The following is a 15,109-nucleotide window of genomic DNA, read 5'->3' as shown; positions in this document are numbered from 1 at the left end:
TGAAGCGCGTCACATGATTTGCGACGATCCGACACTTGAACGGCGACACGCTAAAACAGGCTCATGGGCACCGCACCAGAGCATGGAAACCACCGCCCAGCGCCCTCTTACCACTGGTTTGGGGGCGCCTTTTTGCTCTATTGCGTCAAACCGCTCAGCTGCCCGCGTAGCTCCTTTATTTGGTCCCTGGCGTCGCTAATCTTTGAGCTGTAGTTATCGATCACCGCTTTCATTTCAGTTGCCAGCGCCTGCTCGTAAGTAGCGCCGGCTAGGTTGTTATTCGCCTGGGTTTTCTTCAGGCGGATGATTTCGAGTTCGGCATCCATGCTGCGCTGGTACCGCGAGACGTCTCTCTCAAGCTCGGAGATCCTGTACTTGATTTTCCGGGTGTCCCGCTGGACCTTGTTCTTGGTGATCTGGTCTTTTATTTCCTCAGCCCGCGTTTCGGCGTTTTGGATGTCGGTCTCACTCGGCTGGCGGGCCTTCAGCTCCATCTTTTCGGCCTCTGGTGCGCAGCGTGTTTGTGAGAAGGTGGTTTTGCCATCCACGACACACTTGTATGCCGCACCAGCCTGGCTGGCAAAAAGGGCGGCGATCATACCGAGCATCAATGGTCCTTTCATGGTCATCTCCTGTTAATTCCTAGTCCTGGCAGTATATCGGCTTAAACCGTGATCTCCAATTGAGCCATAGCCGGCGCGGGGCCATCGATGCGGCCAGAGCGGAGGTAGACGTTGTCTCCCGGCTGGGCGTCGCCTCGCACTCGGACATATCCACCAGCGGTGAGTAGCACGGTGACGGTGCCGTCGGCGTGGGCCGTGTCGACCGTGCCGCTGAGCAGCGGGTCGCCCGGGAGTAGGCGCTTGAATTTTGCCCAGGTGTTGGGGGTCTCCTCGCCGATCTGTAGGGTTTGTCGGGCGGTGTCGCCGCGATCGCTGCGACTGGCCTCGATGCTGACGGCGTTGATGATGCCATGCTGGGTGTCACCAGGCAGATCGATGCGCAGCAGGTTGCCGACGGCACCCAGGGGGAATTCCCCGCCCAAGGGCAGGGTGATGCCGCGCACGCCGGGTTGTTGATGCTGGCCGGAGAGGATGCGACCTCCGAGTAAGCGCCCCGCGTCGGCGTCGGTGATCAGGGAGCTGGTTTGAGTGGGTGCCACCCGGTCACCGGCACTGAGGTTGCGGAGCACCCTGCAGAGCACTCCGCCGACCTCGCCGCCGTGCACATAGACGGCGTTTGCCTGGGTGGCCACGGCCTGGCGCCGCTGCAGGCGCATGATGGCCGCCTCGGGTACCACCAGGTCGGGGGTGGCACCGGCGTAGTCCCAGGGGAGCACCGGGTAGCGGGGTTGAACGGTCAGCGTCTGCGCGGCCATCGACGGGACCACCACCAGCCCGGTGCCTTGGGCCGCCGCGTGGATGGCGGCGATGGGTGTCTGGTTCGACCAGCTCCAGGCACCGGCAGGGACCAGCCAGTCTGGGGTACCCGAGGCGAACGCGAGCGTCCAACCGGAGCCCAGAGGCAGGTGGTCGGCCATGAGCTGCTGGATGGTCAGCGCCGCACCGGTCACCCCGCTGCCCGGCAGCTGGTAGGGGCTGTCGAGCTGAGCCGACAGCCCCCGCCCGGTTACCGAGACGCCCCGCTTGGCGAACTCGCGATCCTCTGTCCAGTCCTCGACGATCAGATGCCAGGTGTAGCCGTTGATTGTGGCCACCAGGGTCACCGGCTGGCCGTTGATGTCCGGCATGATCGCATCCAGGGCATTTTTGCCGCGCAGGGTGGCGCTGAATTGCCAGCCCCAGGCATCCGCGTTGTAGTTGCAGGTGAGGCGCTCGGCGTCGATTTCATACCCGTCATCGAGGCGGGTCAGGCTGATGTTGTGGATCACGATGTAGACACTCCGAATGGGTAGGATGACGGTGGTGGGTGGTGGATTCGGCTCTGTCGGCCAGGGCGTGATGATGGGTAGCGAGTCGCGGATCCAGCCGGGGCCGCCGGGGCCCCAGCGGATGAGGGTGTCGGGGTCGCGTGACTGGTGGCGGTTGGCCAGGGTTGATAGTTGCCGGTACCGGGTGTGGTCACCTCGGTCCCGGGGCGATATCGGCAGATCCTGGAGTGCGGCCTCCCAAATGGACAGGCTGAAATTGACCGGCTCACCGACGGCGGGCGGGGTGTAGTCGGTGGCGGTCAGGGCGAAATTGACCGGCTCGCCAGTGGCTGGGACGCTGTAGGGCACCAGCTCGTTGCTGCCTTTGAGCCGAAAGATGTCGGATGAGCGCCAGGGCAACGCGCGGCCTTGATCGTGGGCCTGGTCGCGGCGGGTGGGTTTGGTCAGATGGCGCCAGCGCTGGGCGCCGCCCTGGTCCTGGGCGATGCCGTGGCCCCAGGGGGTGAGCGTGCCGCGGTCCTTTGCCGGCACCATGCGCCAGGTGGAGCGTGTAGCGCCTGGGTCGGTCCGTGTGCCCAGGGTCCAGCGGGATAGCGTGCGGGTGTTGCGCGCCAGGAGCATACCCCAGCGGGCAGTCAGGGTGTTGTCCTGGTGATCATGTCGGCCCCAGGGGGTGGCGACGATGCGGTCCTGTGGCGGCGGTGCGATGTATCGCAGGGCCGAGCCGCTGCCCAGGCGCCGGTCCCGCCGGCTGCGGTAATGCATACCGCAGGGGGCGATGATGCCGGGCAGGGGTGAGGGAGTGGCACCGGCCAGTCCTTCGGGGTCGCCCAAGGCAAAATCCACCTCGCCCCCCAGCGGGGCGCTGTAACCGGAGGACAGGCTAAAATTTACGGCATCAGCGGTGGGGGGGGTGTATGCCACTATACCCCCTGCACCGGACCATGTATCAACGGTCGCACACCGGACGCTGGAATAGCGACAATGTGATAATCCTGGCCAGCGAACAGCTGAGACAGTGTGTAGCTACCGTCAGATGGATCCGCGACTGTCTGCCCCCTCAACGCCCCGGTGGCAGCATCATAGGCCCGCACCGTCGCGGGATAAGCCGATCCGTCGAGGAGCACGGTACCACTCACGCTTGCATATACCCCGTCCAGAACGAATACCCGCCGCTCACCGATAGTCCATGCAGGGGTATTGGTGACCTGTAGCAACATATCCCAGGTAACGCCGTCGTTCGACCCTAACAAGTCAAAATCACGAGCCTGGTATATTTCTTGACCCGTCCATGTCGTCGCTGTGATCGCTATCGCGGACACGGCCAATTCGGTCGGATGCTGGTACTGCAACCACTGCGGTGAGCCAGAAAACACCGCAGTCCACTTGTAGTACGGATCACCGTCAAAAGCCATGTGCGGCGCATTGCCACTGTTAGCATACGATGACGCTGTCATCACGCCGCCGGTCGGAGTGGTTAGATCACTACCCTGTGGGTCACCCAGCAGTTCTAGTTCGGCTACGGAACAGTAACCTGACGCAGGATTTTGCGGCGATCTGATGACAACGCGATAGTATTTATAGCCCATCAGTCCGCATCCCCCATGTGCCAGAGGGTCAGGCTATCCTCCTCCTCGGTCGCATCACCCGACAGGGTGGTGCGGGCGATCCACATGGGCGCCGCCCCGGCCTCGGTGTTGAACCGGACACAGTTGCCAGTGGCCCAGCCCGAGCCCCAACCGCCCGCGTAGATGGTGAAATAGGGGGTGCCGCTCTCCGGGTTGAGCGGCGCCAGGTCAACGGCAATGTTGCCGGTGGCGATCAGGCCGACCGTCTCGCCGATTACCTCGAACACAGATGATGACGTGAATTTAATCAACCACCGCTCCTTGATGGCGCCGCGGTTATCGACGGCCAGCGGATAGGCCGAGTCGTTGTAGCTGGCAACGGGATCGCTGCCGATGCGCTCGTCGCTCCAGGTGCCGGTCCAGGTCGCCTGGTCGAACAGTGTGTGATAGCGCGCCTGGAGATCGCCGTGGATCAGGGCCGAGGCCAGCACCGATTTAGCGGGGTCGAAATCGTGGTAGACGGCGCTGGTGAATGTCACCGCGCCGTTGATCTGCACGTCGCTGATCAGGCGCATGTCCTCAACCCGGTAGACCGCGATCAGCGGCTCGTTCAGGCCGGTGAGGTCCAAGGGGTTGTTCATGGTCACAGCGCCGGTGGCGAGGTTGACGCTGTACTCGCTTGTTGGCACCGCCGTGCCTGCCTGATCCTCCAGGGTGCAGGCGGCCAGCTGATCGTCCGGCAGCGCGACCACCTGGTCGGCTACCAGACCAGACGGCAGGGTGTAGCTGTCGTTTTGCACCAGGATGCCGACGTCGGCCGGGCGGAAGATGGGCACGCGGCCATCGCTGGGCAGACGCACCGGGTCCAGACCCAGGATCTCGGCATCGAGGGGCAGGATGGTGTAGATCACCGCGTTATAGCGGACCGTATTCGGGAACACCGGGGTTGGGTAGGTGATCTCACAGACGCCGGTCACCTGGTCGATAGTGCCGGTGGAGCCGCCCCCGGTCAGGTTGCCGGAGAAATCGGCCGTGGCGGTGATCAGGTTGCCGTCGGTATCGGTGGCGTTGATCAGCATCGAACCCGGCTGCAGGGGCGAGCCGTTCGTCCTGAAATGGTACGCGTCCTGATACCAATTGCCGTAGGTGCTGAGCAGCGAGGTGATGTTGACGGTGGTGTTGACCGAGGCGGACCAGTCAGTGATCGTGGCCTCGCGCTTGATGTAGTCGATCGAGCCGGCGACGGTGCCGTCAGTCCAGTAGAGTGTGCCCTGGCCGCTACGGTCGCTGTAGGCCTTGCCGCCGAGGGTAAAGCGCACTGTACCGGGGATCAGGTCATCGGTGATGCCCCGCATGAATGTGATTTTTGGGGAGGGGATGTTGATCACCTCTTGCCGGGCGGTGCCGGCGGGGTTGTCTTGCATGTAGGTGACGGTGACGTTGCCGTCGCATGTTTCGGATTTATTTTGACTGGTCCAGGTGCCATTGGCGTTGTAGACGGCCTCGGCATAGGTCTCGGTCAACTTGATCGCCAACGCGCCGGTGGCGTAGTTGATACTGCCGCCGACGATGCCGCCGGCGCCGTTGTCCACCGCCGAGTTTTGCAGCGTGTGCAGCACGCCGCTGGTGACCTCTTGGAGGCGGCGTACGCCACCTGCGCCGCTTTGGCCGAGCCAGACGCCGCCGCTCATTGACCTGCCCCCTGATGTTGACCGTTAAACCGAATACGCACGATCTACCTCCCACACATAGTGACTGCTGTTGGATATCTGCTGCTGCTGTGTTTCCCAGGATACGCGGACCGAGCCGGGTTCGATGGGGACTGTCCCCAACGTGATGTCGGCGACGCCGCCGGAGAGGGTGACACCGGTCAGCACCTCGGTGACCAGGGCCGGCTCGTCGTAGTCGATGGTGAGCTGGCTGTTGGGGTCCGGCAGCACGCTGGACAGCACGATATAGACCTGGCCGGTGGCGTAGACGATGCGCCCGGAGCCGTCGCCGATCAGGCCGCCGGTGCCGTTGTCGGTGATGGTTTTGGCGACCCCGCCACTGAGAAAGGTGGCCGAGAAGCTGCCGGGCACACAGGGACCCGCCAGGGTGTGCTCGACGGTCAGCGGGTCCACCTCGGTGGTGCCGGCGCGGTTGATGAAATGCACCGGAGTGGTCCAGGTATAGAGAACACTGGTGTCAACGTCCGGCAGCGCGGCGAGGGTCACCTGGACCGAGCCGGTAGCGTAGTTAATGGTACCGGTGCCCTCGCCCTCCAGCGCGCCGGTGCCGTCATCCTGCAGCCGGTACCAGCGGCCCTGGGCGCGGAAATCCACCGACAGGGCGCCGGGTGCCGGGATGGGGATGCAGGAGAATACATAGGTGTAGGCGCGGTTGTTGATGGTGACCGCCGTCGCCCCGGTGTGCGCCGGGCCGATCACGGCGAACGTCTCGCCGCCGGAGGTGATCTGCTGCGCGGCCAGGCCGCCGGCCTGCACGTCAACCACCGGTGACTCGCCCCGGGTGGAGGGGACCAGCTGGGCGTAGATGGATGACGCGTTGACCGTCAGGTCGCCGTTGGCCACCGCCTGGGCCAGGGCGGTGACGCCATAGTATTTGGAGGCGTCGGCGACCAGGGTGTCGCGCATCACCGCGGCAGGCGTGAGGGTGTCCAGACAGGTGATGGTGGGGCCGTCGAACGTGTAGGCCAGGGCGGCCGATATCTCGCAGTCGATCACCATCCGCTTAAACACGCCGCAGATACTGCCCTGGCCGCCGTCGAACTCCTGCACCTCGGCGCTGACCGAGATGATGCGCACGTACTGGCTGTATTCGTCCTGGGCGCTCTCGTTTTGCACAAGGTACACCACGTCGCCTACCTCCGGCAAGGCCGCACTGACCGGCCCGAACAGGCGGATGGAGCGCTGGCCGGAGAGCTGGCGATCGAACAACCACCACCTCGACTGCGGGCCGCGTGTCACGTAGGACTCGACCCGATCCTGGGCGGCGGCGCGCTCGTCGGTGTGGGACTTGGTGGAGAAGAGCACGCCGGAGACGTTGGGGTCATCCGGCGCGTCCATGATTGCGCTCATCGCCCCGTAGTATGTGTCGGCGTTAGCCACATCGACGTGCACGAAGCACTTGCGCAGGTTGACACGGCCATAGACCCGGTCCAGCCGCGACTGGTCCGGGAACAGGTTGTTCATGACGCCGTCGACCACTTCGGTGCCGGTCATGCGACCGCCGCCGTCGTCGAAGTCGGTGAGGCGTTCGCTCGCTTTTGTCATTATATCAGAGGTCGTAATGGCCATTTAAATCTCCATAAAACGCAGTGTGAGGCTGTAGTACGTGCCGGCGGCCGGGTCCTCGACGAACAGGATCTGCTCGACGGCATCGATGGCGGTGTCTTGATGCCGGAACAGTACGGTGTAGCTGGTCCCGCGCAGCGTCAGGGTCAGTTCCTGGCCGGGGATGTCCGCCCAGGTTCGCAGTTGCTCCAAGTCCGCCCGGGTCACCCAGGCGCGATCATCCGCGCCTACCAGGGTGATCGGCCGGCCGGCCTGCTTGGTGGCGGTCTCCACCACAAGCGCACCGGTGAGGGTGTAGCCGGCGTCCTGTACCACCGATTGCCAGGTGTACTCGTCCGGCCAGTCGAAATCGCCGGGCAGTTCCAGGGTGGTGGTGCCGTCAGAGAGGGTGATCATTCGGTGACTGCTCCGGATTGTGCGAGTACGTCCAGCAGGCCCTGGGCGTCACCCTCGGCAAACGTGCCGGCGACCGCCCGGCCGCCGGCGGCCTTGAAGACCATTGTGATGGTTTTGCCGGGTTGGGCTGTGGACTCGGATGCAGATCCGGCGCGGTTCGCCTGCTCTTGTCGCTGCTCCCGGCGAGCGGTGGCTGTCGCGTTACGGATGGCCGAGTTGGCCCGATCGAGCAGAAAATCGTAGTATTTTTTATAGCCGTCGAGGCCATTGAGGCCGCGCAGATTGGAAGGGTCCTTGATCTCCTTGTCGAACTGCGCCAGGGTCTGCGCCACTATCTCGCCGCCGATCCCGGCGGCGGCGAGGTCGCGGCGGATCAGATCCTTTGCACCGCCGACCCAAGCGATTTCCTGCCGCGTGTAGGTTTCCCCTCCACCACCGCCAGCTGACTTCTTTTTGCCGCCGCCCGCGCGGGCCTTGCCGCTTGCCTGACGCTCGATCTGCTCCGCCGTCTTGCCGGCGGCCTCGGTCGCCTGCTGTTCGGCGGTCACCTGTTCCTCGGTCAACTTGATCAATTCACGGCGGCGTAGATTGATCTCATCAATGATCTCGCCGTACTCCTTGGCGCTGATCTTGCCCTCGCGCCAGCGCCGAGCGGCCTCATTGGCCAGGTCGGCCAGCTCGGAACGGGTGGTGGCCTGGTTGATCTCGTTGATGGCATCGCGTAGCGCTCGGGCCTCGTGGGCTGCAATGCGAAACGCCTCACGGCCGAATGCACCGGTCTGTTTGTACTGCTCTGCCAGGACCCGGATCTCCGTGGTCAAGCCCAGGGCGGCGGCCTTGGCCTTCAGCTGCTTGTCTATAACCCCGTCCTGGGCGCGGATAGCATCCTCAGCATATTTCAGGAACGCGGCCGCCAGCTGCTCGGTCGTGGCCTGCCCAGACTGCTCCAGGGCGTCGAACATCTCGCGGGACTTGTCCGCGATCTTTTGCAGCGCCTCGACGCTGGTGAGGCCAAAATGATTGAATGCCTCCTCGGAGTTCTGCACCGTCTCACCGATGGCGCCCAGGCGCTTGTCCACCTCATCCATGCGCTTGAGGTAGGCATCGAGGCTGATCTTGCCGGTATCGAACGCATCGTATAGGGCGATCTTCAGGGCGTTGATGGTCTGCGCATCACCCGCCTTTTTCAGCGCGGCGTCAAACGCGTTGAGCATGTTCACACCGCTGGTGCCGCTCTCCACGATCTGCCGGAACGCATCCACGGTCGCTTGGCCGGTTTGGCGGAGGGACTCCTCGGTCTCGATGCCCAGCTCTTTGTAGGCATCCGCCAGGGCCTGGGCCTTTTCGGCGGCGGCCTGGGCGGCTTGTTCGGTTTCGGTGAGGGCGGCCTTGGTTTTTTCTGTAGACGCCGCAACCTCTTCCTGGCCCTTGACCACCTCTTCGCTGACCAGGCCGGCGGCCTCGCCCATGCCCAATAGGGCGGCACGGGCCTCGCGGGCGTCGGTGATGATGCCGTCGCGCAGGCCGGCGGCGGTGGCGCTGAGTTTTTTGGCCTCGGCTTCATACTGTTTCGAGAGGTCGCCGAAGGTGATTTTCGACAGGCCCAGGGTGATCAGCGCCGCCGTGTCCAGGAACAGCGAGCCGATGCCCTTGATCGTGATCTGTATCGAGTTCCAGAAAAACGCGATCGCGTTGCCGGCGAATTTAAACGCGCCTGACATCGATGCGACGGTCTCAATCGTCGACCGGATGGACCCGCCCAGGCTGATGATGGTTTCCGCCGCTTCCCGCGCCCATTTTTTGAGTTCGCCGTTTTTTGCCCACTCGGCAAATTTCTGATTGAGCGATTCGAGTTCGCCCTTGAAATAGGCCAGCGCGCCCTGGTCGGCGATCAGATTCAGGAAGTTTGTCCAGTTGTCCTTTAGGTTGGACAACTGGCCGTTGAGGGTCCTCATGGCGCGTTCGGAGGCGCCGAGATTGTTCCGCCCCATCTCGTCCATCAGGGCGCGGATGGCGTCGCGGCCCAGTAGCCCCTTGGCGGACATCTCCTGCAGCTCAGCGGCGTTGCGTCCGGTGGCCTTGGCCAGCAGATCCCATACTGGTACGCCGCGCTCGATCAGCTGCAGCGCCTCCTCACCCTGTAGCTTCTGCTTACTCCACGCCTGACCCAGGGCCAGCACGATGCCCTCTAGCGTCTCACCCTTGGCGCCCAGCGACGATGCCTGATCGGCGATGGCGCGGAATGACCCGTCCATCGGGTCCATCCCCATCGCCTTGAGCTTGATAAATGATTGCGTGACCTGGTCTAGTTGATACGGCGTCTTTGCCGTAAAGGTCTTAATCCACTCGACGGCCGCGCCGCCTTTCTCGTTCGACCTGAACAGCGTATCCATCTGGACGCGCAGCGCTTCGAACTTGCCGCCGGTCTCGGAAACGGCCAGGATGCTGTTGCGCAAATTGCGCAGCAGGCTGGTGATGGTGCTGATGCCGACCTTTGCCACCAGGAATCCGCCCGCGGCGGCAGCGGCGGTGCGCAATGTGCCCCATGATTTGGCAGCGCGCCCCGCGGCGGCGGCATTGGTGTCGATGGCCGACGCACTGGAGCGGGCTTCCCAGGCGGTGGATTTCAGGGATTTTGCCAGGGCCTGACCGCGCCGGGTGAGCGCGTCTTGCGTCTGGTGCAGCCGGACCTGGTGTTCTGCCAGGTTGGTGGTGGCTATGCCGGCCTGCTGCATCTGCGAGCGCATGTTCTGCAGTGACAGGCGGTTATTCTCATAGGCCTGGGCGGCGGCCCGGGCCGCCTTGCGTGACCGCTCAAATGCGGCCTGCTGCTTTTTGGTCGGGGCCTCCGTTGCCTTCAGCTCGCGCGACAGCGCCGCCGTTTTGTCCTTGGCGGCGGCCATCGCCTGCTCGGCACCCTGTGTCTCGGTCTTGAGTTTGCGAAATGCGGAAATCATACCGCTGTCGCTACCCAGTTTTTTCAGCTCGGCCCCGAGGTCGGCCGCCTCCTGCTCGAACTTATCGGTCTCGACGCCCGCCTTCTTCAGCTCACCGACCAGCGAGCTGACGTTATCCAGCCCGGTCTGGGCAATGGCGATTTTTAGCGCGAGATTGAGATCAGCCATAATTAACTATTCAAGAACATCCAAAGCCGCTCCCGGCCATCCCTGGCCTCCACGGCATAAGGCCGTCCCTGGCCAAAAATCGATGGCCTCACAGCCCCCGATTGCTATTACCAAAACAGACCATCGGCGGGGAGCGCCGCGTCCATTACTGCACAATGGTGGCCTTGTAGAAGCGGCTCTTTCCGGCGCCCTGGGTGGTGTCGGCCAGCAGTTTGCCGGCGATCTCCAGCCCCGCGAAATCGTCGCCGATCCAGTCCACGCTGGCGGCGGCGCCGAAGCGGATGCGGTGTGCCCGCAACACGTTGGCCTTGCCGCTGCGCGCCTCGTTCAGGCCGTCGAGCAGCATCTCGTACTCGCTGGCGGCCTGGGTGAAGGCCTCGATGACGTCCTGACCCGGGTGGCTGTAGGCGACGTGCACCGAGCCGGGGGGGATGGTGCTGGTGGCGGGGATCCAGAGGCCCGCCCCGCGTACCTCGTAATCGGTGCCGGCGGTATAGGTGGTGACATCGGTGACGTCGGTCACCACCACGGAACTGGCGGCGATGTTGGCCAGCGGTACCAGGGTGCCCAGGGCCACGGTCACAGTCTCGGCGGTGACGCTGCCGGCCTCCAGCGTTGTGGTGTTGCCGTATAGCACCATCGACAAATTGGCCGGGCTCAGGTCATGCAGCATCAGCTTGACGTTGACGCTCTTGACGCGCCGCACCTCGTTGCGGGTACCGCCGCCGGCGGCGGTGTGGTCCGGCAGCTCCTTGACCTCTTCCTCCACGCTGAAATTGGCGCTGGATACCTCGCCCACCGGCACCAGGCCACCCGAGCCGTTGCGGTCGCGCATGAAAATCGGGCCGACGCCGATATAGCTGTAATCCGTGATCTCCATTTACTTGCCCTCTTCGTTGGGGAGGTCGGCCTGGCCGACGCCTTGCTGTACCAGCCACTTTGCCACCAGGGGCGCGACGTGGATCACCGCATCCTTTTTATGCGGCTCGCCTTTGTGGGTGTGATCACGCAGCAGCGTTACCGCTACGGGCGTGGGCGTGGGTTGGGTTTTCTGGGCCATCATTGCTCTCCTCTATGTTGCATTCGTTGGGTCCAGGTTAATGGGTAGTAGCCGTAGCCCTTGCGGTAGCCCGGCCGGGGCGGCGCGGTCGGCCGCAGGTTGCGCAGGTCGGGCGCCAGTTTGTGGCCGGTGAGTGCACTGAACACGGCACCCAGCAGTGGGCCGGCCTCCTCGCGGGCCGCCTCGCCGGTGCGGATGCCGCGCACGTTGCGCACCGCCACCACCGTGTGCCAGATCAGCTCTACCTCAACCCGCTGACCATCGGCTTGATCCTGGCTGATGCGCAGGCCGCCATAGACCACGTGCACCGCCGGGGTCGGCTGCTTCCCCTCGGCGACATCGGCCAGATCGGACGCGGTCAGCACATGCACCGTGGCGGGTAGCTTGGCTTTGAGTCGGGCGACGATGAGGGATTCGGCGCGGAGCAATTAGAAACCCTCCAGCGTGTCGCCGGTGAATATCCGCGCCGGCGCATCCACCTCGGGGCTACCGCTGACGGTTACCGCGCCGGCACTGGCCGGCAGGCCCAGCTGCACCTTGCCGGTGGCCACGCTCTCCAGATACCGCCGGGCATCCTCGTAACGGGTGCGCACCTGATCCACGACCGCGTCGTCATACAGGTGGTAGCGGGTGATATCACAGGCCACCCGCACCAGGACCGGCGGCACCGCGGCCAGCGGCAGCGCGTAACGTCCGGAGAGGTAACCGTCGATCTCGCCGTCGGCGTCGACCAGCGCGCGATCCAGCACGTCGGTATCGATGACGCCGGCGCCGGTCCGGTCGGTGAGCTGGATCAGCTCCGCCTCGGCGAACCGGTCGATCAGGTCCTGGGTGGTGGCGTAGGGCATCGGTTACTGCGCCTTTTTCGCTGGCGTAGCCTTCTTCGGCGCGGTCTTCTTTTTCGGCACTGGATCGGCTTTGACCTCAGCGCCAGGAGGGAGTCCCTGCCCGTCGATCTGATCGCCGCCCTCGGCATCATCCGGACGATCGCCGATCTCCGGCTCGATCTGACGCTCCGGATCGAGGTCCGCCGGCGCCTTCGCGACAACCTCCGTCAGCGCCCCGGACGCAACCGCCGGCGCCGCCGTCTCCGCGTCAGCGGTGATCGGCTTGCCGCCAGGCTTGTGGATCTTGCTGCCCAGTTTCACCGGGCGGTTCACCTTGTAATCTGGCATCACGTGCTCCTCTATCTATATAGGGGCGGGGAGCGCTCCCGCTCCCCTGAATCGCCGTCCCTGGGTTGCGCCGGTTTAACCGACGTTCTGCAACAGGTACCCGGCGGTCATGCCGGCCAGCACCGGGGCCCGCTCGTAGGTGACCGGGTAGATCCAGCTCTTGGCGTTGCGGTCCTGGTAGGCCTGCTCCACGATCGGGTGGCCCTCCATCGTGTAGGTGTAGCCGTAGCTTGGCTCTTCCTGACCCGACGGGGTGGTGGGTACGTAGGCCAGCACCGCGTCGGTGCCCCAGATGGAGGTGGATGCACCGGCTTCATCAAAGCTGATTGCCTTGCCCACCACCACGCGCTCCAGGTCGAACAGGGAGGCCAGCATCTCGGCGGTGATGGACTCTTTACTGGTGTACTTGAAGCGCTCGACCACCTTGGCGTTGTTCTTGGCGGCCTTGAATGCGGCGCGGGAGAGCACCAGCACGTTGGGCTCCATGCCGGTGGTGTCGGCGATGGCGGTCTTGCCGGTGTCCAGGTCGCTGTTGGGGTTGTTGGCGTCGTCGGTCCACTTGGCCGCCGCCAGGTCGATCTTGTGGTCGGCGTCGTAGTTGGCGGCGGCGCGGGCGATCCCCGCCTGTTCGTTCTCCAGCGCCAGCATCAGGGCGCGCATGGTGCCGTTGGCGGCGCGGGTACCCAGGTTGATGCCCGGCACCCGGCTGGCGTCGCGCAGGAACTCGAATGGCACCTTGCCCTCCAGGGCGTCCTGAAACAGCGCAAACGGCTTACCCAGGTGGCCGAACTCGATCCGCTTGGTGTTGGCGCCGGGAGCGCGACGAGCGTTGAAAAGCTGAAAGCTTTTCTTGTCGAACTCCAGTACCTGGCCACCGGACACCTGGACAGGAACGCGGGGGAACAGGGCATGGCCCACGAGCTCCACGTGGCGGTATCCCTGGACGACGTTGCTGAGGATCGGGTCGATCACCCGGACCTGGCTGTTATTCATTGGCATTGGTTATGCTCCTGTTGGTCTTAGTGGGTGATGGATCAGTTGGGGAAGAGGATCGCTTCCACCAGGTCACCGGCGGCCCCGGCACTTTCACCAGGCGCCAGGCGCGCGACGGTCACGCCCGCCGACTTGGTAACGGCCCGCCCGGTGGCGTCCACCTCGATGGCGGCACCGGCGGCGATGGCGGCACCGGCCTCCACGATGGCGGTGCCGTGGGTATCCACGGCCGCCGCGTCACCGATGGCGGCATCGGCCCGGGCCACGCCCAGGGTGTTGCCGGCGGCGGCGGCGACATCACCGTCATGGCCGACAAAGCGGCTGGCGGTCAGGGCGCCGGTGGCGATGATCGTCAGGGTGAGCAGGGGGATCGATTGCGGCATAGCAGTCTCCTGTTATCGATATGAAAGGGTTCAGCCGCCCACGATCTGTGCGGCAGTGACGTAGTCGACGCTGTGCTTCTCCTGGTAGGCCAGGATCTTGTTGTGCAGCGCCAGTTGTTCCTTGTCCACGGTGTAACCGGCCGGGGCCGCGAAATCGACGGTCGCCGTCTCCGGCTCGGCAGCGGAGCGCTCGGCGTAGTCCACCTGCTCCGGCAAGCCGCCGAGGAACTCCCGCAGGAACTCCCCCGCCGTGCCGCTGTAGGCGTCGTCGCCCTCGCCAAACGCCAGCGCCTCGTCCGGCAGGCGGGTCAGCAGCGCCGCCACGCCCGCCTGGTGGCGCGGCAGGATGCGCCCGGCGGCCGCCAGCTGCTCGGCGAAGTCGGCCGCCTCGCGCTCGGTCCGCTGGCGTTCCTGGTCGCCCAGGGCGGCCTCACGGTCGGCAATGGCCTGCTCGCGGGCACTGAGCTGCGTTTCACGCTCGGCAAACGCGGCGGTCTGTTCGGCGGTTGGCTGGATCGGGTCGGGCATGATCGGCTCCTCGTTTTCTGAATAGGCGGGGGATAGGGATGCGTCGGCGGACTCTTCAGCCTCGCCGGCACGGTCGATATCGTTGATCAGGTAGTTGGGCAGGACCTGGTCGGCCGACTCCAGGCCGTCCTTCTCGATCCAGCGGTCGCGGACGTTGCGCAGCAGGTTGGCCACGGCGCGCCAGCCCCAGCGCTCCGTCTCACCGAACTCGATGGTGACGATGCCGTCCGCCTCGTCGGCAAACTCAACCGCCTTCAAGCCCTTGACGGCCGGCGGCTGGGCGCCGAGGAATCCCACATGGCGCAGGTAGTAGACGCCGGGCACCGGGTTGGCTGGGTGGGTGGGCGGGTAAAAGCTGGCTGAAACCTTCTTAAAGCGGCCTTTATCGACCATTTCAGCAATCGACCTGGTGCGGCTCCGCTTCCAGCTCACCCTCCCGGTACTGTAGCTTGGATACCCAGCCGTAGGCCGGGGCGTCGTGGGTCGGATGACCGACCACCAGGGGCGCCTCGTGCAGGGCCGGGTCGTAGGCGTTGGCGGAGGCCGCCAGGTCGCCCTCGGAGAAATTGAGCACCGCGCCGCTCATGGCGGTATGGCGGCCAGGGCGGAAGATGCTGATCGGCTTGGGCACGGGTGGCCTCATGTGGGGATGTCCATACATGGGGCCTACAGTACCGGGAGCGCATCGGGATGT

Annotated in this window: 16 protein-coding genes; all 16 read right to left on the bottom strand. The window is 64.7% G+C overall.

Annotated features, from left to right (window positions below; genetic code table 11):
- Positions 1 to 137: 137 nt before the first annotated feature.
- The 16 genes from O9K64_RS21400 to O9K64_RS21325 all read right to left on the bottom strand — a co-directional run bounded on the left by O9K64_RS21400 (position 138) and on the right by O9K64_RS21325 (position 15,058).
- Positions 138 to 623 carry a DUF4124 domain-containing protein gene (locus tag O9K64_RS21400; protein WP_275100156.1) on the bottom strand — a complete coding sequence of 162 codons (486 nt, stop codon included), beginning with the start codon at positions 621 to 623 and terminating at the stop codon, positions 138 to 140.
- A gap of 41 nt (positions 624 to 664) precedes the next feature.
- The gene (locus tag O9K64_RS21395) at positions 665 to 2,815 is read right to left on the bottom strand and encodes a hypothetical protein (protein WP_275100155.1); all 2,151 of its coding nucleotides are present in this window, start codon (positions 2,813 to 2,815) and stop codon (positions 665 to 667) included.
- Positions 2,815 to 3,480, bottom strand: coding sequence for a discoidin domain-containing protein (locus tag O9K64_RS21390; RefSeq protein WP_275100154.1), 666 nt, complete (start codon positions 3,478 to 3,480; stop codon positions 2,815 to 2,817). Before O9K64_RS21390 ends, O9K64_RS21395 begins: the two co-directional genes overlap by 1 nt.
- Entirely contained in the window at positions 3,480 to 5,150 is a 1,671-nt protein-coding gene (locus tag O9K64_RS21385; RefSeq protein WP_275100153.1) for a hypothetical protein, read from the bottom strand. Before O9K64_RS21385 ends, O9K64_RS21390 begins: the two co-directional genes overlap by 1 nt.
- A gap of 24 nt (positions 5,151 to 5,174) precedes the next feature.
- Entirely contained in the window at positions 5,175 to 6,734 is a 1,560-nt protein-coding gene (locus O9K64_RS21380; RefSeq protein ID WP_275100152.1) for a hypothetical protein, read from the bottom strand.
- 24 nt (positions 6,735 to 6,758) lie between these two features.
- The gene (locus O9K64_RS21375; protein ID WP_275100151.1) at positions 6,759 to 7,151 is read right to left on the bottom strand and encodes a hypothetical protein; all 393 of its coding nucleotides are present in this window, start codon (positions 7,149 to 7,151) and stop codon (positions 6,759 to 6,761) included.
- The gene (locus O9K64_RS21370) at positions 7,148 to 10,276 is read right to left on the bottom strand and encodes a tape measure protein (protein ID WP_275100150.1); all 3,129 of its coding nucleotides are present in this window, start codon (positions 10,274 to 10,276) and stop codon (positions 7,148 to 7,150) included. The genes O9K64_RS21375 and O9K64_RS21370 overlap by 4 nt, the downstream gene beginning before the upstream one ends.
- A 145-nt stretch (positions 10,277 to 10,421) precedes the next feature.
- Positions 10,422 to 11,156, bottom strand: coding sequence for a hypothetical protein (locus tag O9K64_RS21365; RefSeq protein ID WP_275100149.1), 735 nt, complete (start codon positions 11,154 to 11,156; stop codon positions 10,422 to 10,424).
- A complete protein-coding gene (locus tag O9K64_RS21360; protein WP_275100148.1) occupies positions 11,157 to 11,336 on the bottom strand; it encodes a DUF7210 family protein in 180 nt (59 codons plus the stop codon). It abuts the gene before it with no gap.
- Positions 11,336 to 11,764 carry a phage tail terminator protein gene (locus tag O9K64_RS21355; protein ID WP_275100147.1) on the bottom strand — a complete coding sequence of 143 codons (429 nt, stop codon included), beginning with the start codon at positions 11,762 to 11,764 and terminating at the stop codon, positions 11,336 to 11,338. Before O9K64_RS21355 ends, O9K64_RS21360 begins: the two co-directional genes overlap by 1 nt.
- The gene (locus O9K64_RS21350; protein WP_275100146.1) at positions 11,765 to 12,184 is read right to left on the bottom strand and encodes a gp436 family protein; all 420 of its coding nucleotides are present in this window, start codon (positions 12,182 to 12,184) and stop codon (positions 11,765 to 11,767) included.
- A 3-nt stretch (positions 12,185 to 12,187) separates the two neighbouring features.
- A complete protein-coding gene (locus O9K64_RS21345) occupies positions 12,188 to 12,511 on the bottom strand; it encodes a hypothetical protein (RefSeq protein ID WP_275100145.1) in 324 nt (107 codons plus the stop codon).
- Between the two features lie 75 nt (positions 12,512 to 12,586).
- On the bottom strand, positions 12,587 to 13,510 hold the full coding sequence (locus O9K64_RS21340; RefSeq protein WP_275100144.1) for a major capsid protein: 924 nt from the start codon (positions 13,508 to 13,510) through the stop codon (positions 12,587 to 12,589).
- Positions 13,511 to 13,545: 35 nt separating this feature from the next.
- Entirely contained in the window at positions 13,546 to 13,887 is a 342-nt protein-coding gene (locus O9K64_RS21335) for a capsid cement protein (RefSeq protein ID WP_275100143.1), read from the bottom strand.
- 30 nt (positions 13,888 to 13,917) lie between these two features.
- Positions 13,918 to 14,808, bottom strand: coding sequence for a peptidase (locus O9K64_RS21330; RefSeq protein ID WP_275100142.1), 891 nt, complete (start codon positions 14,806 to 14,808; stop codon positions 13,918 to 13,920).
- 1 nt (position 14,809) lies between these two features.
- The gene (locus O9K64_RS21325) at positions 14,810 to 15,058 is read right to left on the bottom strand and encodes a hypothetical protein (protein ID WP_275100141.1); all 249 of its coding nucleotides are present in this window, start codon (positions 15,056 to 15,058) and stop codon (positions 14,810 to 14,812) included.
- Positions 15,059 to 15,109 lie beyond the last annotated feature (51 nt).

The organism is Sedimenticola hydrogenitrophicus (assembly GCF_029017505.1).
Classification (GTDB): Bacteria; Pseudomonadota; Gammaproteobacteria; order Chromatiales; family Chromatiaceae; genus Sedimenticola; species Sedimenticola hydrogenitrophicus_A.
This window is presented reverse-complemented; position numbering and strand designations above follow the sequence as displayed.

Excerpts from the sequence above, each read along its gene's own strand:
- O9K64_RS21340 (WP_275100144.1), bottom strand. The coding sequence starts at position 13,510 with ATGCCAATGAATAACAGCCAGGTCCGGGTGATCGACCCGATCCTCAGC.
- O9K64_RS21400 (WP_275100156.1), bottom strand. The coding sequence starts at position 623 with ATGAAAGGACCATTGATGCTCGGTATGATCGCCGCCCTTTTTGCCAGC.
- O9K64_RS21390 (WP_275100154.1), bottom strand. The coding sequence starts at position 3,480 with ATGGGCTATAAATACTATCGCGTTGTCATCAGATCGCCGCAAAATCCT.
- O9K64_RS21345 (WP_275100145.1), bottom strand. The coding sequence starts at position 12,511 with ATGCCAGATTACAAGGTGAACCGCCCGGTGAAACTGGGCAGCAAGATC.
- O9K64_RS21385 (WP_275100153.1), bottom strand. The coding sequence starts at position 5,150 with ATGAGCGGCGGCGTCTGGCTCGGCCAAAGCGGCGCAGGTGGCGTACGC.
- O9K64_RS21330 (WP_275100142.1), bottom strand. The coding sequence starts at position 14,808 with ATGGTCGATAAAGGCCGCTTTAAGAAGGTTTCAGCCAGCTTTTACCCG.
- O9K64_RS21375 (WP_275100151.1), bottom strand. The coding sequence starts at position 7,151 with ATGATCACCCTCTCTGACGGCACCACCACCCTGGAACTGCCCGGCGAT.
- O9K64_RS21360 (WP_275100148.1), bottom strand. The coding sequence starts at position 11,336 with ATGGCCCAGAAAACCCAACCCACGCCCACGCCCGTAGCGGTAACGCTG.
- O9K64_RS21370 (WP_275100150.1), bottom strand. The coding sequence starts at position 10,276 with ATGGCTGATCTCAATCTCGCGCTAAAAATCGCCATTGCCCAGACCGGG.
- O9K64_RS21380 (WP_275100152.1), bottom strand. The coding sequence starts at position 6,734 with ATGACAAAAGCGAGCGAACGCCTCACCGACTTCGACGACGGCGGCGGT.
- O9K64_RS21350 (WP_275100146.1), bottom strand. The coding sequence starts at position 12,184 with ATGCCCTACGCCACCACCCAGGACCTGATCGACCGGTTCGCCGAGGCG.
- O9K64_RS21325 (WP_275100141.1), bottom strand. The coding sequence starts at position 15,058 with ATGAGGCCACCCGTGCCCAAGCCGATCAGCATCTTCCGCCCTGGCCGC.
- O9K64_RS21365 (WP_275100149.1), bottom strand. The coding sequence starts at position 11,156 with ATGGAGATCACGGATTACAGCTATATCGGCGTCGGCCCGATTTTCATG.
- O9K64_RS21335 (WP_275100143.1), bottom strand. The coding sequence starts at position 13,887 with ATGCCGCAATCGATCCCCCTGCTCACCCTGACGATCATCGCCACCGGC.